This window comes from Paenibacillus canaveralius, assembly GCF_047238265.1.
GTDB lineage: Bacteria > Bacillota > Bacilli > Paenibacillales > NBRC-103111 > Paenibacillus_F.
On the sequence record NZ_JBDFMM010000001.1, the window covers coordinates 1,354,683 to 1,378,949 of the forward strand.

General features: G+C 54.7%; 19 protein-coding genes and 1 pseudogene. 14 read left to right on the forward strand and 6 right to left on the reverse strand.

The features are described from left to right. Positions 1-12: 12 nt before the first annotated feature. The 5 genes from accD to ABC395_RS06300 all read left to right on the forward strand — a co-directional run bounded on the left by accD (position 13) and on the right by ABC395_RS06300 (position 4,537). Entirely contained in the window at positions 13-876 is an 864-nt protein-coding gene (gene accD, locus ABC395_RS06280) for an acetyl-CoA carboxylase, carboxyltransferase subunit beta (protein ID WP_103997719.1), read from the forward strand. Next, on the forward strand, positions 866-1,840 hold the full coding sequence (gene accA, locus ABC395_RS06285; RefSeq protein ID WP_413001586.1) for an acetyl-CoA carboxylase carboxyl transferase subunit alpha: 975 nt from the start codon (positions 866-868) through the stop codon (positions 1,838-1,840). The genes accD and accA overlap by 11 nt, the downstream gene beginning before the upstream one ends. Further along, positions 1,833-3,593: a pyruvate kinase gene (pyk, locus tag ABC395_RS06290; protein ID WP_413001588.1), complete on the forward strand. Its 1,761-nt coding sequence runs from the start codon at positions 1,833-1,835 to the stop codon at positions 3,591-3,593. The genes accA and pyk overlap by 8 nt, the downstream gene beginning before the upstream one ends. A 113-nt stretch (positions 3,594-3,706) precedes the next feature. Next, positions 3,707-4,138 (forward strand): acyl-CoA thioesterase, encoded by a 432-nt coding sequence (locus ABC395_RS06295; protein WP_413001589.1) that lies wholly within the window; start codon positions 3,707-3,709, stop codon positions 4,136-4,138. 3 nt (positions 4,139-4,141) lie between these two features. Next, positions 4,142-4,537 carry an FxsA family protein gene (locus tag ABC395_RS06300; protein ID WP_413001591.1) on the forward strand — a complete coding sequence of 132 codons (396 nt, stop codon included), beginning with the start codon at positions 4,142-4,144 and terminating at the stop codon, positions 4,535-4,537. A 78-nt stretch (positions 4,538-4,615) separates the two neighbouring features. Here the strand turns inward: ABC395_RS06300 and ytvI are convergent, their stop codons facing one another. Further along, positions 4,616-5,749 carry a sporulation integral membrane protein YtvI gene (gene ytvI / locus ABC395_RS06305; protein ID WP_413001593.1) on the reverse strand — a complete coding sequence of 378 codons (1,134 nt, stop codon included), beginning with the start codon at positions 5,747-5,749 and terminating at the stop codon, positions 4,616-4,618. Between the two features lie 440 nt (positions 5,750-6,189). Here ytvI and ppk1 point away from each other — a divergent pair. After that, positions 6,190-8,296: pseudogene (ppk1, locus tag ABC395_RS06310) on the forward strand (polyphosphate kinase 1). Here the strand turns inward: ppk1 and ABC395_RS06315 are convergent. Beyond that, positions 8,256-9,791 (reverse strand): Ppx/GppA phosphatase family protein, encoded by a 1,536-nt coding sequence (locus ABC395_RS06315; RefSeq protein WP_413001594.1) that lies wholly within the window; start codon positions 9,789-9,791, stop codon positions 8,256-8,258. The pseudogene ppk1 and the gene ABC395_RS06315 sit on opposite strands and share 41 nt — an antisense overlap. 275 nt (positions 9,792-10,066) lie before the next feature. On the opposite strand from ABC395_RS06315, the gene citZ reads away from it, so the two are divergent. The 4 genes from citZ (at position 10,067) to ABC395_RS06335 (ending at position 14,257) form a co-directional block, all read left to right on the forward strand. After that, positions 10,067-11,179 (forward strand): citrate synthase, encoded by a 1,113-nt coding sequence (gene citZ / locus ABC395_RS06320; protein ID WP_413001596.1) that lies wholly within the window; start codon positions 10,067-10,069, stop codon positions 11,177-11,179. 149 nt (positions 11,180-11,328) lie between these two features. After that, on the forward strand, positions 11,329-12,627 hold the full coding sequence (icd, locus tag ABC395_RS06325; RefSeq protein WP_042231152.1) for an NADP-dependent isocitrate dehydrogenase: 1,299 nt from the start codon (positions 11,329-11,331) through the stop codon (positions 12,625-12,627). Between the two features lie 159 nt (positions 12,628-12,786). Then, positions 12,787-13,731: a malate dehydrogenase gene (mdh, locus tag ABC395_RS06330; protein ID WP_413001599.1), complete on the forward strand. Its 945-nt coding sequence runs from the start codon at positions 12,787-12,789 to the stop codon at positions 13,729-13,731. A gap of 112 nt (positions 13,732-13,843) precedes the next feature. After that, positions 13,844-14,257, forward strand: a complete 414-nt coding sequence (locus ABC395_RS06335) for a hypothetical protein (RefSeq protein ID WP_413001600.1) — start codon at positions 13,844-13,846, stop codon at positions 14,255-14,257. Positions 14,258-14,351: 94 nt separating this feature from the next. Here ABC395_RS06335 and yfbR read toward each other — a convergent pair whose 3' ends face one another. Together yfbR and ABC395_RS06345 are read right to left on the reverse strand one after the other, a co-directional pair. Beyond that, a complete protein-coding gene (gene yfbR / locus ABC395_RS06340; protein ID WP_103997708.1) occupies positions 14,352-14,933 on the reverse strand; it encodes a 5'-deoxynucleotidase in 582 nt (193 codons plus the stop codon). A gap of 1 nt (position 14,934) precedes the next feature. Further along, positions 14,935-16,116 carry a polysaccharide deacetylase family protein gene (locus ABC395_RS06345; RefSeq protein ID WP_413001602.1) on the reverse strand — a complete coding sequence of 394 codons (1,182 nt, stop codon included), beginning with the start codon at positions 16,114-16,116 and terminating at the stop codon, positions 14,935-14,937. 151 nt (positions 16,117-16,267) lie between these two features. Here ABC395_RS06345 and ABC395_RS06350 point away from each other — a divergent pair, with 151 nt between their 5' ends. The 3 genes from ABC395_RS06350 to ABC395_RS06360 all read left to right on the forward strand — a co-directional run bounded on the left by ABC395_RS06350 (position 16,268) and on the right by ABC395_RS06360 (position 20,945). Continuing rightward, positions 16,268-17,851, forward strand: coding sequence for a fumarate hydratase (locus ABC395_RS06350; RefSeq protein ID WP_413001604.1), 1,584 nt, complete (start codon positions 16,268-16,270; stop codon positions 17,849-17,851). 447 nt (positions 17,852-18,298) lie between these two features. Beyond that, on the forward strand, positions 18,299-20,098 hold the full coding sequence (pnpS, locus tag ABC395_RS06355) for a two-component system histidine kinase PnpS (protein WP_413001606.1): 1,800 nt from the start codon (positions 18,299-18,301) through the stop codon (positions 20,096-20,098). Positions 20,099-20,225: 127 nt separating this feature from the next. Then, on the forward strand, positions 20,226-20,945 hold the full coding sequence (locus ABC395_RS06360) for a response regulator transcription factor (RefSeq protein ID WP_103997704.1): 720 nt from the start codon (positions 20,226-20,228) through the stop codon (positions 20,943-20,945). 458 nt (positions 20,946-21,403) lie between these two features. Here the strand turns inward: ABC395_RS06360 and ABC395_RS06365 are convergent, their stop codons facing one another. Then, positions 21,404-22,273: a helix-turn-helix domain-containing protein gene (locus ABC395_RS06365; RefSeq protein ID WP_413001608.1), complete on the reverse strand. Its 870-nt coding sequence runs from the start codon at positions 22,271-22,273 to the stop codon at positions 21,404-21,406. Between the two features lie 207 nt (positions 22,274-22,480). Here ABC395_RS06365 and ABC395_RS06370 point away from each other — a divergent pair, with 207 nt between their 5' ends. Then, positions 22,481-23,575 (forward strand): Gfo/Idh/MocA family protein, encoded by a 1,095-nt coding sequence (locus tag ABC395_RS06370; protein WP_413001610.1) that lies wholly within the window; start codon positions 22,481-22,483, stop codon positions 23,573-23,575. A gap of 550 nt (positions 23,576-24,125) precedes the next feature. On the opposite strand, the gene cydS is transcribed toward ABC395_RS06370, so the two are convergent. Further along, positions 24,126-24,260: a cytochrome bd oxidase small subunit CydS family protein gene (gene cydS, locus ABC395_RS06375; protein WP_413001612.1), complete on the reverse strand. Its 135-nt coding sequence runs from the start codon at positions 24,258-24,260 to the stop codon at positions 24,126-24,128. Positions 24,261-24,267: the final 7 nt, after the last annotated feature.

Sequence of the window (24,267 nt, forward strand, 5' to 3'; positions counted from 1 at the left end):
AGAGGTGCAAATGTGCTAAAGGATCTTTTTCAAAAACGCAAATATGCAACTATCCCTTCCGAGAAAGCGAAACGCGACATACCCGAAGGGCTGATGAATAAATGTCCGCGCTGCGGAACTATTCAATACAGTAAAGAGCTTGAGAAAAACTTAAAAGTCTGTACGTCCTGCAATTATCATTACAAATTAAATGCGATGGAACGTATGACGATGACCCTCGATGAAGGGCGTCTGTTTGAGTATGATGAGAATATGATTTCGGAAGATCCGCTCGGGTTTCCGGATTACGAGAATAAGATTACCAAAGCGAAGGACAAGACCGGTCTGAAGGATGCGATCGTTACCGGTGAAGGCACGATCGGGGGATATCCGGTCGTCTTTGGCGCGATGAGCTTTGACTTTATGGGCGGCTCCCTGGGCTCCGTTGTAGGCGAGAAGCTGACGCGTGCCATCGAGAGCGCCATCCAGAAGAAGTATCCGCTCATTCTGTTCTCGACTTCGGGCGGCGCCCGTATGCAGGAGAGCATTCTCAGTCTCATGCAAATGGCTAAAACAAGCGCGGCTATCCAGAAGCTGGACGAAAAAGGCGGCTTGTTCGTTTCCGTCATTACCGATCCGACTTTCGGAGGGGTTTCGGCAAGCTTTGCCATGCTCGGCGATATTATTATCGCGGAACCGGCAGCATCGTTCGGCTTTACCGGCCGCCGTGTCATCGAGCAGACGATCAAGCAGAAACTGCCCGACAACTTCCAAACCGCGGAATTCAACCTTTTGCGCGGACAGGTGGACAAGGTTGTGGCACGCAAAGACATGCGGACGACGCTGATCAAACTGCTTGATATGCACGTGAAAGGGGATGCGAATTATGGCGGGTGAATTGTCATTTGAGCAGCCACTGACTGAGCTTCGCAGCAAAATTGACGAACTGAAGCGTTTCGGTGAAGAGAAAAAAATCGATTTTACGGATGAAATCCGTCGTCTGGAGGAACGGTATGCCGAGCTGCAGCAGGAGTTGTATTCCACGATGTCCGCATCGGAGAAAATGCAGCTGGCCCGGCATCCGCAGCGCCCGACGACTATCGATTACATAGAGAGAATCTTTACGGACTTCGTGGAGCTTCACGGTGACCGCCTGTACGGGGACGACCTGGCCATTATCGGCGGCGTCGCCAAGCTGGACGGGCTTCCCGTTACGGTCGTGGGTCACCAGAAGGGCAAGGACACGAAGGACAATATCGCCCGCAATTTCGGCTGCCCGCATCCGGAAGGCTTCCGTAAAGCGCTTCGTCTCATGAAGCAGGCGGACAAGTTCGGCCGTCCCGTCATCACGTTCATCGATACGAAAGGGGCATTTCCGGGCAACGCCGCCGAAGAGAGGGGCCAAGGGGAAGCGATTGCGCGCAATCTGCTTATCATGGCCGGTCTTCGCGTGCCTGTGATCTGCGTCGTGATCGGCGAAGGAGGCAGCGGCGGAGCGCTCGCGCTTGGCGTCGGCAATCGTGTGATTATGCTCGAGAATGCCATCTACTCGGTCATCAGTCCCGAAGGAGCGGCTTCCATTTTGTACAATGATGCATCCAAATCGCTGCACGCCGCGGAAGCGATGAAAATCACCGCCAAGGATATTGCGGAACTGGGCGTTATCGACGGCATCGTCTCTGAGCCACAGGGTGGCGCCCACCGTGATCTGGAGCTCCAGTCGGCGAATATTAAGGCGGCCGTTCTGGAGCACATGCAGCCGCTGTTAGCGATGTCGGAAGAGGAGCTTAAAGAAGACAGATACCTCAAATTCAGACAAATCGGCAGATATACATTTACTCAGGAGGGTAACCATGCGTAAGACAAAAATTGTATGTACCATCGGACCGGCAAGCGAGTCCAAAGAAAACCTCAAGAAGCTCGTAACGGCAGGAATGAACGTGATGAGACTGAACTTCTCTCACGGCGATTTTGAAGAGCACGGCGGCCGGATTAAAAATCTCCGCGCTGCCTGCGAAGAGCTCGGAGGCCGCAACGTATCCATTTTGCTGGATACGAAGGGCCCCGAGATCCGTCTCGGCAAGCTGAAAGAAGAGCCGATCGAATTGGCGGCGGGCGAGATGATTACCCTGACGACCGAAGAAATTCTCGGAGATCGTGAACGCGTGTCCGTAACCTACGAAGGTCTGGCGGAAGACGTTAAGCCCGGCGACACGATTCTGATCGACGACGGTCTGATCGGTCTGACGGTTGAAGCCGTTCAAGGAACGGATATCAAATGCCGCATCGTGAACAGCGGTCCGATTAAGAGCAAAAAAGGCGTGAACGTTCCGGGCGTCAGCATCTCGCTGCCGGGTATTACGGAAAAAGACGCTAACGATATTATATTCGGTATCGAGCAGGGCATCGATTTCATCGCCGCTTCTTTCGTCCGTAAAGCAAGCGACGTGCTTGAAATCCGCGAGCTGCTTGAGCGCCACAACGCTTCGCACATCCAGATCATCTCGAAGATCGAGAACCAGGAAGGCGTGGACAACCTCGATGAAATTCTGGAAGTTTCCGACGGCCTGATGGTTGCCCGCGGCGACCTTGGCGTAGAAATTCCGCCGGAAGACGTGCCGGTAGTACAGAAGCAAATGATCAAGAAGTGTAACCTGGTCGGCAAACCGGTTATTACCGCTACGATGATGCTTGACTCCATGCAGCGCAACCCGCGCCCGACCCGTGCCGAAGCGAGTGACGTGGCGAATGCCGTGTTCGACGGCTCCGACGCGGTCATGCTGTCCGGCGAAACGGCTGCCGGGAAATATCCGGTTGAAGCGGTAGAAACCATGTCCCGCATCGCACAGCGTGCGGAAGCGGCTCTGGAATACCGCGAAATTTTCCTGCGTCAAGCGCACGCGCTGCAAACGACGGTAACGGAATCCATTTCCCAATCCGTCGCCAATGCCGCTCTGGAGCTTGATGCCAAAGCGATCGTAACCGCTACGGAAAGCGGATATACCGCCAGAATGGTATCCAAGTACCGTCCGAAAGCGCCGATCGTTGCCGTAACACGCAACCCGCAGGTGATGCGCCGTCTGAACCTCGTATGGGGCGTACAGCCCGTACTTCTTCACGGAGATGCACAGACGACGGACGAGCTGTTTGAACAAGCGGTCGATGGAAGCATCCGCGAAGGCTATGTGGATCTCGGCGATATCGTCGTGATCACGGCCGGCGTGCCGATCGGCAGCTCCGGTACAACGAACCTGATGAAGGTTCACCAGGTCGGCGAAATGATCGCCAAAGGAACCGGTATCGGTACCCAGCACGCGAAAGGCATCGTCGTAACGGCGGAAACAGCCGAGGAAGCCGTCAGCAAAATGAAGGACGGCGCCATCCTGGTCACCAACACGACCGACAAGGACTATATGCCGGCTATCGAGCGTGCGGCGGGCCTGATCACGGACGTGGGCGGGATTACTTCCCACGCCGCGGTGGTAGCTCTCAGCCTGGGCATCCCGGTTATCGTCGGTGTTGAACGTGCCCTTGACCTGATCAAGGACGACATGGAAATCACACTGTTCCCTGAAGTGGGGATCGTATACTCGGGACGTGCACGCGTCCTGTAACCGACTCGGATAAGTAAGGAGTGAGTCCGCCTGACAGCGGGTTCACTCTTTTTTTCAAACCTTAGGATAAAGAGTCTCCCCAACAGGACAACCAAAAGACAGGAGGAAGGACCTTGCCGAACGAAGTTACGAAGGAGCGCGAGTGGTTTCCGTACGGCATCCGGGTCAGGTATCAGGAAACCGACCAGATGGGAGTCGTATACCATGCCAATTATTTGACCTGGCTGGAAATCGCACGCACGGAATATATCCGGGACAGAGGTTTTCCGTACAAGCGGGTGGAGGAACTGGGGCTGCTGCTGCCGGTCGTCGGTGCAGAACTGAAGTATGTGCGCCCGGCCCGTTATGATGACGAAATTACGATTCTTGCCCGCGTCACAAGCTACACGACGGTGAAGCTGGAGTTTGAATACGAAGTGCGGCGGGGAGAAGAACTTCTTGTTACGGGCATGACGAGACACGCCTGGGTGAATCCTTCCTGGAGGCCTGTACGTATAGATAAGGAAGCGCCTGAATTATACGAATGGCTGCAAAGGGAGGGATAGCCGGTGTTGCGTATTGCGCTTGCTGTCTTTATTATCGTACCGGTCCTTGAGATCGCTTGTATTATCGGGATGGCTCATTTGATAGGGGGCTGGATGACGTTCGGGCTGATTCTGCTGACGGGTGCCGCGGGAGCTCTTCTCGTGAGGAAGGAAGCGTCCCGCTTTCTGCCCTATGCCCGCAATCAGCTGGCTATGGGTCACAACCCGACGAATTCCGTGCTGGACAGCGTCTGCGTCTTTGTCGGAGGCCTGCTGCTGATCGTGCCGGGATTCCTTACCGATCTGGCGGGTTTGCTGCTGGTAGTCCCTTTTACACGTTCCCTGTTTAAGATGGGAATTCTGGTTCTGCTGCAGAAGCTGATGAGGAACGGGCGGTTTATGTTCATTAATCGCAGGTAAAATAAAAAACGGAAACGGCGAAACGGCAGCTTGTGCGGTTCCCTCGTTTCCGGTGAAGCAGGTCGGAGAAAAGCCCGGTCAGCGAACCTCCGTGTTCGCGGCCGGGCCATTTTTTATGTAACGGGCAATGTCGTGGAAGACGTTTGCTTTATATACCGCCGTCAGGACTACCATGAGCACGGGGCCGAGGATAAGTCCTACAACGCCGAACAGTTTGAGCCCTACGAACAGGGCGATCAAGGCGGCGAGCGGATCCAGTCCCACACTTGAGGCAAGCACTTTGGGCTCCATAATCTGCCGCACTACGACGATCAGGCCGTAGAGGACGGACAAGCCGATTCCGAGGAAAAGGTTGCCTTTGAAAAAGCAGTAAATGATCCACGGAACGAGAACGGCGCCGGTGCCGAGATAAGGCATGAGATCGCATAAGCCGATCAGAAGGCCGATGGTAATGGCGAAGTCCACTTGCAGGATGAGCAGCCCGATAATGACGGCGACCGTCGTCAGGGAAATGAGAATAAGCTGGGCGCGCATAAAGCCGAACAGCGCCTTCTGCAAATCGCTGGAGATGAGCCGGGTCGCTTTGCGGACGGTTTCCGGTACCAGCACGGTGTAGCGCATGACGAGACGGTACCAGTCTTTGCTGATAAAGAAGGTCGCCATCAGAACAATGATGGATACGGTCGCGATGTTCGGCAGGGACTGGATGATATGAATCAGCGAGTTGACGATATATTTCAAGGCGTTGGAGCTGAAATCGGCAACCGTTCCCGTAACGGAGCTGAGGTTGCTGCTGAGATCGAGATTATTGGAGCGCATGAAATCGTTAAGCTGCCCCACAATCCCCTGAAACCAGGCCGAATTCAAAAATCCGGTCGCCTGGTCTTTCCAGCCGTTGATCATACTTTGTAAATTTTCGGCCAGCGTACCCAGTTCCACAATTACTTTGGTCACCAGCAGGGTCATGGCCGTAACCGTGATGGCGATCAGCAGAAGGATTACCACCGTGGCAGACAGCCAGCGCGGCATTCTGGCTTTCCGCTGCAGCATGTTGACGATCGGATTCAATACATAGGCCAGCAGCCATCCGATAATGAAGGGATAAATCAGCGGGGATACGTACCGCAGCAGCAGCCAGCCCGCTACAAGGAACAGCAGGACGAGGGCCCCCCGGAAAATTTTGTGCAGCAGGTACGGATTGAACACTCTCATAGGCTTCCTCTTTCTCACTCGAAATGAGTTATCACAGCACGGGTTGAATCCCGGATCACGGGGAGCATGTCTAGTGTTTCTCCGAACTCCACCGTTTATAGGCCGTGCCTGTCTTAAGTTCTGAGAAACAATACCCGCAATCAGGCTCTGCTGAATCTGGCGGCTGCGGATGTACCGTGCGCTTGCTCCATAAGGGCGGCTCCTTTCTTGTCGTCTTATTGGCCGGGAAAAGACCGTAAAGGCTCTAGCTCGTTCTTTTCGCCGCTGCCGGCTCAAATCCTTGCCTGACCGCCGAAACGGGAAGATTTAATACGGGGAAAACATTCCGCGAAACTTTTACACAAAATTAACAAAGCAAAAATACAGCGCAAACATGCCCCCTGAATAACCCTTGTACAATAGAGATATAGAATTGCAGAAAAAATGGGAGCTGGGGTTCCGTGGAAAACAATCACAAGCCGGAAGGCGCTAAAAGCAACGATTGCTATAAGTATGTAAACCGTGATTTGAGCTGGATCGAGTTTAACCGCCGCGTACTGGAAGAAGCGCAGGACCCGACGGCTCCGCTGCTGGAAAGAGCCAAATTTTTGTCCATCGTGTCCAGCAATCTGGATGAATTTATGAGTGTGAGGGTAGCGGGAATTCTCGATCAGATGAAGGCCGGCTATCATAAAAAAGATTTTACCGGCTATACGCCGTCCGGTCTGCTCAAACGCCTGCTTAAGAGAGCGAACCGCATGGTAGCCGACCAGTATAAAGCTTTTCGCGATTTGACCCGCCAGCTGGCCCGCGAGGGAATTTTTTTTCCTTCCTACGACGAGCTGAACAGCACGCAGCAGAAGGAAATGGACACCTATTTTCATGAAATCGTGTTTCCCGTGCTGACGCCGATGGCTGTGGATCAGAGCCGGCCTTTTCCGCTGGTGCATACGCAGTCCAACTATTTGGCCGTCGTTCTCGAAAGCTGCGTGCCGACCGACCTCCGTACTTATTTCGCGATTGTGAGAGTTCCGCATAATCTGGGCAGGCTTGTCCGGGTACCTGTGCGTACCAACAGCAAGAAGCTGGAATTTATCCGGATGGAGGAGCTGATCAAGCATCATATCGAGTCTCTCTTCAGCGGATATAAACCGATCGCCGTCAACGGCTTCCGGCTTACACGCAATGCGGACCTGACTCTGAACGAGGAAGGCGCGGAGGATCTTCTGGAAGAGATCGAGAAAGAGCTCAAGCAGCGCAGATGGGGAGCTCCTGTCCGGCTGGAGGTGGAGAAAGGGATCCACCCTTACGCCCTGGAGCTGCTGCGGGATGAATTTGAAATCGGAGAAGGCTGTTTCGAGATCGACGGCCCGATCGATTTGACCTATCTGATCAAGCTGCCTCAGATGGTCGGCGGGCGCGCTCATTTGTACTATCCCGCATTGGAGCAGGTTTACGCGGAAGAGTTTGAGCATACGGACGACTTTTTCGAAGTCATCCGGGAGAGGGATGTGCTGCTTTATCATCCGTACGAATGCTTCGATACGGTGGCTGATTTTATTTTGCAGGCGTCCGACGATCCTTATGTGCTTGCCATCAAAATGACCTTGTACCGCGTCAGCGGCAATTCTCCGCTGATCGGAGCGCTGGCCAGAGCGGCCGAATCGGGCAAGCAGGTGACGGTCGTCGTCGAGCTTAAAGCCCGGTTCGACGAAGAGCGGAATATCGCCTGGGCCAGAAAGCTGGAAAAGGCGGGGTGCCACGTCGTGTACGGTCTGGTCGGCCTCAAAACTCACGCGAAAATCACGCTGGTCGTCCGGCAGGAGCAGGATAGTCTCCGCAGATATGTTCATGTCGGCACCGGCAATTACAATGACAACACGGCCAAGCTGTATACGGATGTGGGCTTGTTCACAAGCCATCAGGTGATCGGGGAGGACGCCTCGGCCTTGTTCAACGAAATGACCGGCTATTCGTCGCCTCATGACTGGCAGGCGTTTATCGTCGCTCCCGCAGACATGAAGACCCGTCTTATCGAGCTTATCGAGCGGGAAGGACGCCACGCGCTTGCGGGCAAGCCGGCCCGTATCGTGGCCAAGATGAACTCGCTCTCGAACCAGGAAGTGGTGGATGCGCTGTATGAAGCTTCGCAGGCTGGCGTGAAGATCGATCTCATCGTGAGAGGAGTCTGCGTCCTGCGTCCCGGCGTGGCCGATCTGAGCGAAAATATCACCGTGAGGAGTATCGTTGACCGTTTTCTGGAGCATTCGAGACTGTACTGGTTCGAAAACGGAGGCAATCCCGACGTCTATTTGTCGAGCGCCGACTGGATGACCCGCAACCTGACGCGGCGGATTGAACTGATGTGCCCCGTCAGAAATGAGGAGTCTGCAGCAAAGTGTGATCAATCTGCTTGAATTGTGTCTGCGAGACAATGTAAAAGCCCGCTTCCTGCAGCCCGGAGGAAACTATATCCGGGCGGCCGAAAACGGGCCGAAGGTGAGAAGCCAGTTCGATGCCATGACGATCAGCCGGTGGAAAGTACGGAAGCGTGAATATACGCGGTAAATGACCAGTATTTGCCGGTTTCCTCGGCGGTTTCTTCGATCGTTCCGATTTCGGACGGGTCCTGCTCTTTGCAGAGCAGATGCAGATGCAGCTCGCCCGGAACGGAACGCACGTCCAATTCGGCGATGTTTCCGTTCTCCCCGTAATCGAGGGAGGTGGCCAGACGGAGAAGAGAGCCGAGCTTGGCCGCAATGTCTTCATCGGACCTGTCCAGCACGCTTGCGTAAGGAAGCGCCTGCTGACGGGTCCTGTTTTTATTTTTGAACGTGGCGATCAGGGCGCACAGCACGAGCTCCCGGTGGGTAAGCCCGTCGATGCGGGATTCCGAGATGAGGTGGAACGTATGGCGCCAGTGCTGGTAGCTGCTAACCGTGTAGCCGATCCGCTGCAGCAGCGCTGCGGCGTGAAGAAGCGAGCGGTGGCGGGGCTGCAGCCCGGGCTCGTTCTCCGCCAGCGCGTCATAGAGAGCCTCGGCGTGCGCGGCCGCCCGGCGGAGATGATCGTGCGGCAAAGGCGTGTGCAGCTTCAGCATGTTCTCCACGCTGAATTCGAGCACATCGGTGACGGGCAGTCTTCCGGGCAGGGCCGTTTCGAAGAACAGGCCGTCGCGCAGTCCCGCGCTGCTCACGATAATACGCGAAGCGGATGTCTGCCGGAATACGGAGTGAAGGAGGACGACTCCGGCAACAATAATATCGGCGCGGCCTTTGGACAGGCCGTCGAGTTTTTTGCGCTTCTCCACGGGAAGGGACGGAAGCAGGTCCATGTAGCTCTGGAGATCGCCTTCCTCCAGCTCGTAGTTATGCATCACAGGGAGCGGGTAATCGACGCGCTTCTGATTGAGCTTCGCCAGCGCCCGTCCGGCTCCGCCCAGGCTGACCAGGGGAAGGCCCGCGTGTTCCCGGATCCAGGGGTGGAGATCGACCGTATCACGGACGAGCGCCTTAAGCGCCTCGATCCGTTCCGGACGGACCAATCCGCCCGGGGTGTACTCGCGGGCGGCCGTCACGGCTCCGAACGGGAAAGAGACGCTGTTTACCCGCTTCCGGTCGAGGAAAAGGGTGATCTCGGTGCTCCCGCCTCCGATGTCCACGATGAAGCCGTCCCGGACGTCGAGCGTGCTGACTACGCCTTGAAATCCGAGGCGCGCTTCTTCTTCGCCGGAGAGGATGTCGATGACGATGCCGGAACGCTCCGCAAGCTCCCGCGCGATGTCATCGGCGTTGGCGGCGTTGCGGATGGCGGCCGTCGCGGCGGCTTTCACCGAATCGACGGAGTAGGCGGCGCAGATCCGTTTGAAACGGCGCAGCAGCGGCACGACGGACAAGATGCCTTCGTGCGTCATCGCCCCGTCATCGCCTATGCGCTCGGCCAGGCGTGCCGTTTCTTTCGTTTCATGCAAAATCCGGTAGGCGCCCTGGGGCGTTACCTCGTAAATGACCAGACGGACCGAGTTCGATCCGATGTCGATAATAGCGTAGCGGCTGCTGTTCATATGCGTTCGGGCTCCTATAAACGGGAAAGTTTGTGAAAAATATGGTATGATGAATGAATGGCCGATTTTGCTTACTGCTCTGGTTCCTATTGTACCAATACCGAGTATAGACCACAAACCGGGCGAATGTACGCGAAACGTGCAAGAAAGTTTATTTATTGTACTGATAATGAAGTTTTATGGGCTTTTGTTTCACATAATGGTCAAAATCCTTTATTATTAGTAAGAAAGCTACCGCAGTTTTTGTCAATCCAGTGAAATAAGGAGAGGTTTCCATGACAGCTACCAAAGGCTTGGAAGGTATTGTTGCGACAACATCGTCGATCAGTTCCATCGTGGACGGTGTGTTAACTTATCGCGGATTAGATATCGATGATTTGGCTGAGAATGCCTCCTTTGAAGAAGTCATTTACCTGCTCTGGTTCGGCAAATTGCCCAACCAGGCCGAGTTGGACCAGCTCCGCAGCGATTTAAATGCGAGTTCTTCCATTCCGGATCAGGTTCTTGAACAAATTAAATTGTATCCTTCCGATACAAACGCGATGGCAGCGCTCCGTACGGCTGTATCCGCTCTTGCTTTGTATGATAAAGAAGCTAACGACATGAGCCGCGAATCCAACGTTCGCAAGGCGATCAAGCTTCAAGCTCAAATTCCGACGATTATCGCGGCTTTCGCCCGCATCCGTGAGGGCAAAGAGCCTCTCGCTTCCAAAGGATACCCGTCCCTGGCTGCGAACTTCCTCTATATGCTTACCGGAGAAGAGCCGGATGAAACCGCTATCACCGCTTTGGATAAAGCGCTCGTGCTTCATGCCGATCATGAGCTCAACGCTTCCACCTTCGCGGCACGCGTAACCGTGGCGACGCTGACGGACATTTACTCCGGCATCACTTCCGCTATCGGTACCCTCAAAGGGCCTCTGCACGGCGGCGCGAACGAAGCCGTTATGGCGATGCTCGAGGATATCGGCGAAGTGGATAACGTTGTTCCTTACATCAACAAGATGCTTGAGAACAAAGAGAAGATCATGGGCTTCGGACACCGTGTATACAAGAACGGCGATCCGCGCGCGAAGCATCTGCAGAAGATGTCCCAGCAGCTGACGGAATCGACGGGCCTTGGCAAGTGGTACCAAATGTCCATTCAGATCGACGAGCTGGTAACGAGCCTCAAAGGTTTGAAGCCGAACGTTGATTTCTATTCGGCTTCCGTTTACACGTCCCTGAAAATCCCTCGTGACCTGTTCACGCCGATTTTCGCCATCAGCCGTACATCCGGCTGGACCGCTCATATCTTGGAGCAATACGACAACAACCGTCTGATCCGTCCTCGTGCCGAGTACACAGGTCCTACGAATCAGAAGTACATTCCGATCGAAGAACGTTAATTAAGCAGGCCGGCAATGAAGACGGGCGGCAACGGGAGCAACGGCTGAGCCGTCCCCCGCCCGAACAATCCGGCTTTCTCTTTGCGTGCGCCCGCGTTTTAAACCGGGTGCGCGACTATGATCTTATAATCGATTAGGAGGATTTTAACATGCCGAAATTTGAAAATTATGCACTGCCTACCGAAGGACAAGCGATTACGATTGAAAACGGTAAGCTGAACGTACCGAACAACCCGATCATCCCGTTCATCGAAGGTGACGGAACCGGTCCCGACATCTGGGCGGCTTCCCAGCGCGTTCTTGACGCGGCTGTAGAGAAAGCCTACAAAGGCGAGAAGAAAATCGCTTGGTACGAAGTATTCGCCGGCGAAAAAGCATTCAACACCTACAACAGCTGGCTGCCGAACGATACGCTCGAAGCTATTCGCGAGTATATCGTAGCCATCAAAGGACCTCTGACTACACCGGTAGGCGGCGGTATCCGCTCCCTGAACGTAGCTCTTCGTCAAGAACTGGATCTGTACACTTGCCTGCGTCCTGTACGCTACTTCAACGGTGTGCCTTCCCCGGTAAAACACCCTGAGCTCGTTGACATGGTTATTTTCCGCGAGAACACGGAAGATATCTATGCAGGTATCGAGTATCAAGAAGGTTCCCCTGAAGTGAAGAAAGTAATCGAGTTCCTTCAAAACGAAATGGGCGCGAACAAAATCCGTTTCCCGGAAACTTCCGGTATCGGCATCAAGCCGGTTTCCAAAGAAGGTTCCGAGCGTCTGATCCGCGCGGCTATCGAATATGCAATTAAACACGGCCGTAAGAGCGTTACCCTCGTTCACAAAGGCAACATCATGAAATTCACCGAAGGTGCTTTCAAAAACTGGGGTTATGCCCTTGCCGAGAAAGAGTTCGGCGATAAAGTATTCACATGGACGGAATACGACAGAATCAAAGAAGAGAAAGGCACCGACGCTGCTAACCAGGCTCAAAAAGAAGCCGAAGAAGCCGGCAAAATCGTCGTGAAAGACGCGATTGCCGACATCGCCTTGCAGCAAGTCCTGACTCGTCCGACCGACTTTGAAGTTATCGCAACCCTGAACCTGAACGGCGACTACCTGTCCGACGCTCTGGCGGCACAAGTAGGCGGTATCGGTATCGCACCGGGAGCGAACATTAACTACATGACAGGTCACGCTATTTTCGAAGCTACTCACGGTACGGCTCCGAAGTATGCCGGTCTTGACGTCGTTAACCCGGGTTCCGTAATTCTGTCCGGCGTTATGATGCTTGAGCACCTGGGCTGGCAGGAAGCGGCTGATCTGATCTATAAAGGCATCGAGTCCGCAATCGACGCTAAAACCGTTACTTACGACTTCGCACGTCTGATGGACGGCGCGACTAAAATCAAGTGCTCCGAGTTCGGCGACGAAATCATCAAGCACATGGGCTAATCGTTTTACGAATAAGAAGGACCGGCCGGGCTTGCCCGGCTATTCCTTCTTATTCCCTTTCCGCTTATCGCGGAGCAGCAGGTAAGGCTGTTTTTACATTTTCCTAAAAACATGCCCGCTTGTCCGAAGCGTGCAACAATAACCAGGAGGTAACTAAAAATGGCTATCCGTCGCAATAAAATTACGGTTGTAGGTGCAGGTTTCACAGGAGCGACAACGGCGTTGATGCTGGCTCAAAAAGAATTGGGCGACGTTGTCCTCGTTGATATTCCGCAGCTGGAGAATCCGACAAAAGGTAAAGCGCTGGACATGATGGAGGCGAGCCCGGTCCAAGGGTTTGACAGCAACATCGTAGGCACTTCTTCTTACGAAGACGCCGCGGGCTCCGATATTGTCATCATTACGGCAGGCATCGCCCGCAAACCGGGAATGAGCCGTGACGACCTCGTGAATACCAATGCGGGAATCGTAAGATCCGTGTGCGAAAACGTAAAAACACACTGCCCGGATTCCATCGTTATCATCTTGAGCAACCCGGTTGACGCCATGACATACGTGGCTTACGAAGCACTCGGCTTTGAGAAAAACCGCGTCATCGGCCAATCCGGCGTGCTGGATACGGCCCGCTACTGCACGTTTATCGCGCAAGAACTGAACGTATCCGTAGAAGACGTTCGCGGCTTCGTGCTTGGCGGCCACGGCGACGATATGGTTCCGCTCGTCCGTTACTCCAACGTAGGCGGTATTCCGATCGAGAAGCTGATCCCTTCCGAGCGCATCGAGGCGATCGTTCAGCGTACACGCACAGGCGGCGGCGAAATCGTGAACCTTCTCGGCAACGGCAGCGCATACTACGCTCCGGCCGCTTCCCTGGTTCAGATGGCCGAAGCTATTTTGAAGGACAAAAAACGCATCATTCCGGCTATCGCTCTCCTCCAAGGCGAATACGGCTACGACAACTTGTTCATGGGCGTACCGACCCTGCTGGGCGCGGGCGGCATCGAGAAAGTGTTCGAGCTGGAGCTTACAAGCGAAGAGAAGGCGGCGCTGGATAAATCGGCGGACTCCGTTCGCAATGTCATTAAAGTCGTAACGGGCGCTTAACGGACGCCCGGTTACCGCATATAGAGCCCGACAGATGAGAAAAGAGCCGCTCCGGCTCTTTTCTTCTGCCCGGATTTTTAACCGGCTGAATTCCGGAAGGATGGGACTTATTATGCTTTTCATGCAAACCCTGTTGTTTTTGCACGTAACGGGTGCTATCACGCTGGGCTTCTATTTGCTGCTTCCGCTTCTGCTGCAGAGCAGCCTTAAGCAGCCCGAGGATGCCCGGCTGGGGCAGCTCAAGCTGATCCGGCATCTGAACCGGATCGGCCAGTGGGTTTTACTGGCCCAGCTTGCAACGGGCGGTTACCTGCTCAGCCTAGGAACCTACTCGGCCGCTTGGATAACGGCGGTCATCACGCTGTTCACTGTGGTCGGAGCCGCCGGCGGCATGCTCGGAGTAGCCCTCCGCCGCGTCATCAGCGGGCGGACCGAAGCGATGCGAGGGGCTTTCTGGTACAGCGCGGCCGCTGGGCTGGCTTTTGTGCTGCTTCTGGTGCTTAAGAAGTTTCCGCAGATATTGTGAGGCGGAGGTCAGTTAAGCGGCGGTAAGCCATGGCTCCGCCAGCAGGCCGCCGTATCCCCCGGCGCCGGGCAAACAAAAACGAGCTTTCCGGATCTTAATCGGACAGCTCGTCTAGGGTTTTCTCCAGGCTCGGAGCGAGACGCGTCAGGAAGTATTCCACTTCCGGCATGTTCAGCTCCGTGATGGACTGCTCGATCTGCTTCTTGGCGGTGCCGAACTCCCGATTGCCCGCCGAAAGCTCGGCGGTGCATTTGAGGTAGGCGTCAAGCAGATCCGCGGCTTTGACAATCCGCGCAAGCTCGGGATCGGCCGGGCCGAGTATAAGCGGCTCGTAAGCATGCCGGAGCTCGTCCGGGATCATCTGGACGAGCTTGTCGGCCGCCAGCTGCTCCAGCTCGCGGAAATTCCGCAGAATGTGCGGGTTGTGATGCTTCACCGGCGTAGGGATATCGCCAGTGATGACTTCCGTCGCATCATGGAACAAAGCCATGGATACGACGCGGTCGGTCGGCCAGCTTCGGCCGAACACTTCGTTGCCGATGGTGCAGAGCACGTGGGTGAGAAGCGAGACGTGGAAGGAATGTTCGGCCACGTTCTCCCGCACGGTGCTCCGCATCAGGCTCCATCTTTCTATGTAGCGCATCCGGTATAAGTAGGCGAAAAAGTGATGTTCCATCTTACGGCGTTCCTCCCTGTTGGCTCTTACTGTCCTGGGCCGCCAGGATCCGGGGTACCTGCCGCCAGTAAATTTGGCCGGTGGACCGGTTGTAAGTCACTTCGCGCCCGAGCAGCCGCTGGAGATCGGACAGGCCGATGATCAGCTCGCCGTGCTCGCGGCGCACGGGTTCGGACAGATCGACGGCCGAGTCGGCGGATTTGAACCGGCGGCTGCCCACCGTACCCGATAAGAGGCGGTCGTCCGAGCGGATCGTCACCGACTGCCCGTCGTCGGTAACGGTACCTCCGAGACGGTCGACGGCATCGGACAGACGCACGGTATCGGACATCTGCGGCCGGGCGACCGCCCGCCGTTTGAGCGTGGTATGCAGCCGTTCCGGCGTAATCCACGGGCTTCCCGCATTGATCCGCGGAATGTGCATCCGGTCGGCGTCACGTGTAGCCATCTGCGGGATGATCGTAAAGCCGTAGCGGAAACCGGCTTTGCCGTACATCTCCGCGCCTTCGTCGGCAATAATGCCGTATGGGTAGGCAACCGTATCGACGGGAAGCTCTTGCAGCGGAGACAGGTTAGACGCACAGGCGGCGGCATCGTTATAAATCCGGCTGCGGTACTGCTCGTCCGTTTCCGGATCGCCGTTCACCGTTTCGCGTCCGACGAGGGCGGCTTCTCCGCTATCCAGCTTGCGGTGGGAAGCGTTGGTGTGGCACTGATTTTCGATAAAATTCGTCTCGTGCGACATCCGGATCAGTTCTTCCTTGGACATCGAAGGAATCATGGTCGCTTTGGGATCGGCCAGCGTCTCGGTAATGATGAAGTTGACGGCGGGAATTTTAAGCTCCTTCAGTACGGGATAGGCGTGCGAATACACGCTCTCGTAACCATCGTCGAAAGTGACGAGAACGGCATTGTCCGGGACGCTCGCGCCCGCCAGATATTGTTTGAATTCCTGCAGCGAAATAAAATGATAGCCTTTGGCAAGCAAAAAGTTCATCTGATCGCGGAACAGCTTGCTTGTAATGGTGCTGGTGCTGGTGTCCTGATCGTGGATGTGGTGGTACATCAGGACGGCCACCTGATCTCTGTACCATAATTTGTACCGGTCCGCACCGGTCGGTATGAGCAGCGCGCTAAGCCCGAAGACGGCGAGCAGCAGCGCGCTCAGAAGTCTTTTGTACATGAATGCCATGCTCCTTGTATCATATTTCCGTGGTAACAAGCGGCGTCAACGGTGTGTTATAATTAAAGCATAGTAAGAATAACGATGACTACCACAGAAATCACGGTCTTACGGTTGTTTTGCAGTGACAAGAGGAGAGGAGAATAACACCATGCAGCATTTTCTACAAAGTGTTTACGATTTGATTGTGGAAACGTCCACAAACCTTCCGGCAGACGTCCGCCGGGCGATCCGCAATGCCCAATCCCGGGAGGATGCGGGCACTCGTGCGGCGCTTTCGTTAAGCACCATTGCCCAAAACATCGAAATGGCGGAAGCGAACGTATCTCCGATTTGCCAGGATACGGGAATGCCTACGTTTATTATACACTGTCCGGTCGGAGCTGACCAAATCACGATGAAGCGGCAAATTCGTGAAGCCGTCGCCCAAGCGACGAAAGACAGCAAATTGCGTACCAATTCGGTCGATTCTCTGACAGGCGCCAATACGGGCGACAATCTGGGCCCCGGAACCCCGGTTATTCATTTTGAACAGTGGGAACGCGACGATATCGAAGTAAAGCTCATTCTGAAGGGCGGCGGCTGCGAGAACAAAAACATCCAGTACAGCCTCCCGGCGGAAATTCCCGGCTTGGGTAAAGCGGGACGCGATCTGGACGGAATCCGCAAATGCGTGATGCATTCGGTCTATCAAGCGCAGGGCCAGGGGTGCAGCGCGGGTGTAATCGGAGTCGGCATCGGCGGCGACCGCACGACCGGCTACGAGCTGGCCAAGCATCAGCTGTTCCGTTCCCTGGACGATGTGAATCCGATCGAAGATCTCCGCAAGCTGGAAGACTACGTGCTGGAGAACGCCAATAAGCTGGGGATCGGCACGATGGGCTTCGGGGGCCAGGTTACGCTTCTCGGCTGCAAGGTCGGCGTGATGAACCGTCTTCCCGCAAGCTTTTTCGTTTCGGTCGCGTATAACTGCTGGGCCTACCGCCGCCAAGGGGTTGTCCTGAACGCCCAAACCGGTGAAATCGAGGATTGGGTATATGAGCGTGGTTCCGACGAGCCGATGAACGAGGCGGCTCAGGCGGTGGATGCGGCAGAAGCTTCGCAGCCTGGAGCCGTAGCTGCGGCACCCGATGCAGACGAATCTGACGAGCGTCGTGAGATCGTTCTGCAAACACCGATCAGCGAAGAACAGATCCGCCAGCTGAAAGTGGGCGACGTGGTTATCATCAACGGAACGATGCATACCGGACGCGACGCGCTTCATAAATATTTGATGGATCATGACTCGCCGGTCGACCTGAACGGTGCGGCCATTTACCACTGTGGTCCGGTTATGAGTAAAGATCAAGAGGGCAACTGGAAAGTGAGAGCGGCAGGCCCTACCACGAGTATCCGCGAGGAGCCTTACCAAGGCGATATTATTAAAAAATTCGGCATCCGCGCCGTCATCGGCAAAGGCGGTATGGGTCCCAAAACGCTGGCTGCCCTGCAGGAGCACGGCGGTGTTTATTTGAATGCGATCGGCGGGGCCGCGCAGTACTATGCGAGATGCTTCAAGAAAGTCGAAGGCGTGGACTTTATTGAATTCGGGATTCCGGAAGCCATGTGGCACCTGCAGACCGAAGGCTTCGCGGCCATCGTAACGATGGATTCTCACGGAAATAGTCTCCATGCGGACGTAGAGAAAAATTCGCTGCAGAAGCTGGAACAGTTCAAGGAGCCCGTTTTCGCCTAAGTTTACTTAGGGCCGGGCGATAGGGCGGTTGTTCGCCTGGACAGGCGATTAGGCTGGCCATTCCGTAGAAGGGCGGGCCGTTCCCCGGTATACGGATGGACTCGGGCAGACTCGGGCACTAAGACAGGTCGTTCATGATAGAGGGTCAATAAAGGCATGTCACTCGTGAAAACAGGGCTTGTGTGCCGGTTGTATCCGGGATAGAGCGATTTGTTCAAACGGTTTTTAGAAAATCATAAACGGACTTATATCGCGGGTGGAAGCCTTATGCCCGCCGGGCCGGAGGCGGAAAGCCTCCGGTTTTTTTACATGCTTTTTTAACGAGTTTCCCGCATACACCTTTACATAATCTTTACTTTTTTTACGTGCCGGGGAAGCGTACACTAAGGATTGATCTTCTGAAGAAACCCGTCAAGATGACCTCATGTTTGGAGTGAAGGTAAACTTATGCTCAAATTCAGAGCCCGTTTGACGCTGATCCTCATGCTGATGATCGGTATATCCATGCTGATCGCCGGTGTTTTTATGGCGAAGCTGCTGGAGGATTCACATATCAAGGAATTGGAGTCCAATCTGGTGCGCGAGCTCCGCGTGATCGAAATGACCGGCGACTGGAACAAGGCCGGTGATTCGGCTTTTCTTGTGCCGTATTATACGTCGCAGACGAAGCGGCTGAAGGAGTTTACGGATGCGCGGGTGACTTATGTAAGGGAAGACGGCAAGGTGATGGGAGATTCGGACGAAAATCCCGAAGAGATGGACAACCATGCGGGCCGGAGCGAGATTCAGCAGGCAAAACGGGACGGCGTCGGATACGCGATCCGGTACAGCGACACGCTGAAGCGCAATATGCTCTATGCGGCGATTCCGGTGCAGACGGCGGGCGGGGAGAAATCCGGCTATCTTCGTATGGCCATGAGTCTCGAGCAGGTGGAGAACACGATCCGCCATTTATGGCTTTTCCTGCTTATAGGTCTGGGCATCCTGTTCCTTATCGCGGGTGCGACCAGCTATCGGATTGCCAGCGGGCTGACCCGGCCGATCGAGAATATAACGAATGTGGCGAAACAGATTACAAACCGCAATTATAAAGCGCGTGTGGAAACGAAAAGCCTGGATGAAGTAGGCCAGCTCGGACAGGCCATCAACCGGATGGCAGACAGTCTGCATATGCAGATGAACCGCATTCTCGAGAATGAGGGCCGTCTCAAAGGTGTCCTGGAGAATATGGGAAGCGGGATTCTGATGGTTGACCGCGATCAGCGGATCGTGCTCGTTAACCGTTCGGCCGAGGATATTCTCGGTTTTTCTTCCAATGAATTGTACGGAAAAAAATACGATGAAGCGAAGCAGCAGTTCGAGCTGACGCGGCTCATTCAGGAATGCATCGAGACGAACGAGCATATCCGTGAGGAAATTATTTTCTACTATCCGTCGGAACGGATTCTGGAAATCAATCTGAGTCCGATCTCGCAGGCAGACGGCGAATGGTCGGGTGTGCTCGTCGTCCTGCATGATATTACGGCGATGCGGCGGCTGGAGCGGATGCGCAGCGAGTTTGTGGCGAACGTGTCCCATGAGCTGAAAACGCCGATTGCCGCCGTCAAGGGATTTTCCGAGACCTTGCTGGCGGGAGCGCTGGACGACAAGGAAACGGCAAGGTCGTTCCTGCAAATTATTTTCGATGAGAGCGAGCGGCTGAACCGTCTGGTCGGCGATATTCTGGAGCTGTCCAAAATCGAATCCAAGCGTATTCCGCTGCAGTTGTCACCGACTCATCTCCAGAGCATCATTCAAAAATCACTTCATATGATGGAAGCGGAGGCGGAGAAGAAGAAAATCGCGCTCAGCATGAATGTGGATGAAGCGCTGTTTCTGGAAGCGGATGAGGACCGGCTGAGGCAGATTCTAATTAATCTGATGGCGAACGGGATCAACTACACGCCGGAAGGCGGCCGGGTATCGGTCGCGGCAGAACTCGTGGGATCGGGCTCCGAAGGTGAGGATGAGCGGATCCGGATTTCCATCAAAGATACGGGGATCGGGATTCCGAAAAAGGACCTTCCGCGGATTTTCGAAAGATTTTACCGGGTGGACAAAGCGCGTTCCCGAAGTTCAGGCGGAACCGGACTCGGGCTGTCGATTGTGAAGCATCTGGTTGAGATGCATCACGGAACGATCCGGGTCGAGAGCGAGGTCGGCTACGGAACGGAATTTATTATCGAGCTTCCGGTCATTCACCCGTAACGGCGGCGGAGTTTCGGTTTTTGGACAAGTTTACGCGGCGTTAATATTTTATTTACATTCGATTTACATTCCACTGCTATGATAAACTTAAGATAGTAGTATAAGACGTTCAAGCGTGGGGGACACGATGTCACAAAAAATTCTGGTAATTGAAGACGAGCCTACGTTAGCGAGGCTGCTCTCTTATAATTTGACGCAGGAAGGCTACGAAACGAAGGTCGTCGATCACGGGGGAGACGGCCTTCAGGCCGCGATGCAGCAGCCGTACGATCTGATCATTCTGGACATTATGCTTCCGGGGCTGAACGGATTCGAGGTGCTGTCCAAGCTGAGGCAGAAAGGCAATGCGACGCCCGTGGTGATTTTGACGGCCCGTAATGCGGAGGAAGAAGTCGTGCAGGGGCTAAAGCACGGCGCGGACGACTACATTACGAAGCCGTTCGGCGTCGCGGAGCTGCTGGCGCGGGTGGCGGCGGTTTTGCGCCGCACGCAGGCGGACGAGCCCGGCGGCGACGGCAAGAAGTCGACCGACAAGGTGATCGCGGTCGGCGATCTGCAAATCTTCCCGGAGAAGTACGAAGTATATCTCGGGGAAGAATCGATCCCGCTGCGCCCGAAAGAGTTCGAGGTGCTGCTGTATCTCGTGCAGCGGCCGGGAGTCGTGATTACGCGGGATGACCTGATGAACATCGTCTGGGGCTTCGATTATATCGGAGGCCAGCGGACGGTGGATGTTCACGTAAGCTCGCTGCGCAAAAAGCTGGAGATGAACCAGCAGTCGGTTCAGATCGAATCCATCCGTGGCGTAGGGTACAAGCTCGTCGCCCACCAGGGCCGCAAGGTGTAGACCTGACCGGCGAGGCTCCGTGCCGCCGGTCTTGAGACCGCGCCGCGCGAGTGGCGCGATGCGATGGCGCGCCCTATGCGGAAAGCCCTGTGCTGTGGCCGGGGCTTTTCCGCGTGGCGGCGCAGCAGGAATAAAAGGCAGGTCCGCAAAGGGACCTGCCTTTTATTCGGTTTGTCTGCGGCGGGACGGGCGCGGCGGGGATGGGTGCGTGCCCGCCTGGCGAACGCGGCCGAGAAGCGGCAGCCAGGCGCGCCCTCGCCCGGGCATGGATAGCAGGGCCGCTGCCGCCCGGGAGTGCGTGCCCGCCTGGCGTACGCAGCCGAGAAGCGGCAGCCAGGCGCACACCCACCCGGGCCCGGTGAGCAGGGCCGCTGCCGCGTACGCAGCCGAGAAGCGGCAGCCAGGCAACCGCCCGTGAAGCAGTACGTAAGACTCTCACGGCAAAAAAACAATCCGCCTTATCGGTTCCACTCCAGCATTTTTTTGCGGAACTCATGGGGCGAGCAGTGATTGATCTTTTTGAATGTTTTGTAGAAATGAGCCATATTCGGCATGCCGATTTGTTCGCCGACCTGGGCCACGCTTATGTCCTGAGTCAGAAGAATTTTTTCGGCTTTTTTGATTTTTTTGAAATTCACGTAATCGAGGAAAGAAATGCCGAGTACTTTTTTGAAATATTTCACAAAATAGTAGTAGGAAATGTTGGCAGCCTTGCTCGCTTCATCCACGTAAACTTTGCCGTCGATATTCCGGTCGATGTACTCGAAAACCGGCTTCAGGCGGATCAGATCGGCACTGTTGCCGTAATCGAGCAGGCGTTTCTCGTCGCTGCGGAGCAAAGACAGCACGATCTGTTTCACGAGGATGGAGATGGCAATCTCATACCCGACTCTTTTGCCCGCATATTCGGTATAAATGTTGCGGATGCAGGCAAATACTTCGTCGCGGATAGCGGTGTTCTCCCGGAAAATGTAATTCAGCTTGCTGAGCGCCGACTGGGTCTCCGAAAAATAGCGCAAATACGCTATCCCGCTTTCGTCGAAATAATGCTCCAGGTCAAACTGGAACACATAGTAGACGAGAGTGGAGTCTGCCGACGAACGGTCCCGGTGGAGCTCCGAGGAACCGATGAGGACGACGTCCCCGGCTTTCAGGCTTACTCTTTCATTTTCAAGGTAAACGTCGAGTTCCCCTTCGACAATGGCGAGCATTTCGACTTCCTTGTGGTAATGCCACGGACTCATCCGCTCATCGTCACGGCGGGCCTGAAAGACACGCATGGACAAAAAAGGGTTTTCATAATTTATCTGTTCATTATAGATTTCCACCAGCACTGCCCCCGAATGACAAAATCGCATATAAGTATCGCCAGATCTGTGATTTTATTTTGGCGAGGTATCTTCTATACTTTATTGTAGTACGATCGAGCAGGCAGGGGAAGCCGCTAAATTTTAGAACGCGCGTACATTTTGCCGCCAACCTGTCTGATTGCTATTTTACATACCCATGTTGACCCATTTGAAGGAGGAACTGCAATGTCACAAAAGTACCGGATCGGAATTATCGGATGCGGAGGGATTGCAAACGGCAAACATCTGCCGAGTCTGGCGAAGCTGCCTAACGTTGAGCTTGTCGCATTCTGCGATATTGTCATCGAGCGGGCGGAAAAAGCCAAAGAACAATACGGTGCCGGCGATGCTTGCGTTTACCAGGATTACCGTGAACTGCTAAAAGATTCCTCCCTTGATATAGTTCATGTCTGCACACCGAACGATTCACACGCGGACATTACCATCGATTCACTGGAAGCGGGCAAGCACGTAATGTGTGAAAAGCCGATGGCTAAAACGTCCGTGGACGCCCGCCGCATGGTGGATGCCGCCAAACGGACCGGCAAGAAGCTGACGATCGGTTATAACAACCGTTTCCGTTCCGATTCCCAATATTTGAAAAAGCTCTGCGAAGACGGCGAGCTCGGGGAAGTTTACTTCGCCAAAGCCCACGCTATCCGCCGCCGTGCGGTTCCGACTTGGGGCGTATTTCTGGATGAAGAAAAGCAGGGCGGAGGCCCGCTTATCGATATCGGAACTCACGCGCTCGACCTTACGCTATGGATGATGGACAACTACAAGCCGAAGGTTGTGCTCGGTACTTCGTACCATAAACTCTCTCACCGGGCTAACGCAGCGAACGCATGGGGACCTTGGGACCCGGCGAAGTTCACGGTGGAAGATTCCGCTTTCGGCATGGTCACGATGGAGAACGGCGCGACGATTATGCTCGAATCCAGCTGGGCGCTGAACACCCTGGAAGTCGACGAAGCGAAATGTACGCTGAGCGGCACCGAGGGTGGAGCCGACATGAAGGACGGCCTGCGCATCAACGGCGAGAAAAACAGCCGCCTGTACACGCAGAATATCGAGCTTTCGAGCGGCGGCGTCGCTTTCTACGAAGGCGCGTCCGAGAATGCTCCCGATCTTGAAATGCGTATGTGGATCGACGCGATCCAGAACGATACAGAGCCGGTAGTTACACCGGAACAGGCGCTTGTCGTGTCGGAGATTCTTGAAGCGATCTACGAATCCGCGAAAACCGGCAAAGCGGTTTACCTGAACGGAGACAAAGAATAGCAGGCAAAGTCCGCTTACCATAAAAAGTCCGCCTCGGTTACGGGGCGGATTTTTTCGTTAAACAATTAACAAAAATAAGCTCGTTTCCGTTTGCGGAGAACGGGCTTTTTTGCCGTGTGGAAGAATGCGGGAAGAAGGGATTGTCGAGTCATCCGCGGGAGAATGATTCCCGTCAGACTAAATGATTTGGGGACACGCGGGTATCGGTACAGAAGTGCGATGTTGCACCATCAAACGGGGGAGCGTGGAAAGAAGAAACGGGGCGATACATTCGCAGGGCGGCACAAGAAATGCCTATTCTTCCTTCTCGTCGTCTACGGCATCGTCTTCGAACGGTTCGCGATCTTCTTCGTAATACATGGGGCGGCACCTCCTTCGGTCATGTATTCTTACATACTAGTTTATGATCGTTTTCTGCAAATTATCACCATGTAAGCGGCAGGTAAAATAAAAAAGGCGATTCTCTGCGGGAATCACCTTTTTTGCTGATTATTTTTTGGCTGATTATAAAGAAGGGAACGGCGGATCGATACGGGTTAGACAGGGAGGTTCAGCGCATCCGCCGCCCTTGCTCACTTTCCGGCTCGTCCGTGACATCTTTGGTGCGGGGCGCCCATAAAAACAGGAAGAGCAGCGAGATCGCAACGACAATCGGAGGAGCATACATGATCATAAAGTGTTCCAAGGTGGCT

Excerpts from the sequence above, each read along its gene's own strand:
- ABC395_RS06315 (WP_413001594.1), bottom strand. The coding sequence starts at position 9,791 with ATGAACAGCAGCCGCTACGCTATTATCGACATCGGATCGAACTCGGTC.
- yfbR (WP_103997708.1), bottom strand. The coding sequence starts at position 14,933 with ATGGAACATCACTTTTTCGCCTACTTATACCGGATGCGCTACATAGAA.
- ABC395_RS06335 (WP_413001600.1), top strand. The coding sequence starts at position 13,844 with ATGCTTTTCATGCAAACCCTGTTGTTTTTGCACGTAACGGGTGCTATC.
- citZ (WP_413001596.1), top strand. The coding sequence starts at position 10,067 with ATGACAGCTACCAAAGGCTTGGAAGGTATTGTTGCGACAACATCGTCG.
- ABC395_RS06360 (WP_103997704.1), top strand. The coding sequence starts at position 20,226 with ATGTCACAAAAAATTCTGGTAATTGAAGACGAGCCTACGTTAGCGAGG.
- ABC395_RS06350 (WP_413001604.1), top strand. The coding sequence starts at position 16,268 with ATGCAGCATTTTCTACAAAGTGTTTACGATTTGATTGTGGAAACGTCC.
- ABC395_RS06345 (WP_413001602.1), bottom strand. The coding sequence starts at position 16,116 with ATGTACAAAAGACTTCTGAGCGCGCTGCTGCTCGCCGTCTTCGGGCTT.
- ABC395_RS06370 (WP_413001610.1), top strand. The coding sequence starts at position 22,481 with ATGTCACAAAAGTACCGGATCGGAATTATCGGATGCGGAGGGATTGCA.
- mdh (WP_413001599.1), top strand. The coding sequence starts at position 12,787 with ATGGCTATCCGTCGCAATAAAATTACGGTTGTAGGTGCAGGTTTCACA.
- pyk (WP_413001588.1), top strand. The coding sequence starts at position 1,833 with ATGCGTAAGACAAAAATTGTATGTACCATCGGACCGGCAAGCGAGTCC.
- pnpS (WP_413001606.1), top strand. The coding sequence starts at position 18,299 with ATGCTCAAATTCAGAGCCCGTTTGACGCTGATCCTCATGCTGATGATC.
- ytvI (WP_413001593.1), bottom strand. The coding sequence starts at position 5,749 with ATGAGAGTGTTCAATCCGTACCTGCTGCACAAAATTTTCCGGGGGGCC.
- icd (WP_042231152.1), top strand. The coding sequence starts at position 11,329 with ATGCCGAAATTTGAAAATTATGCACTGCCTACCGAAGGACAAGCGATT.
- accA (WP_413001586.1), top strand. The coding sequence starts at position 866 with ATGGCGGGTGAATTGTCATTTGAGCAGCCACTGACTGAGCTTCGCAGC.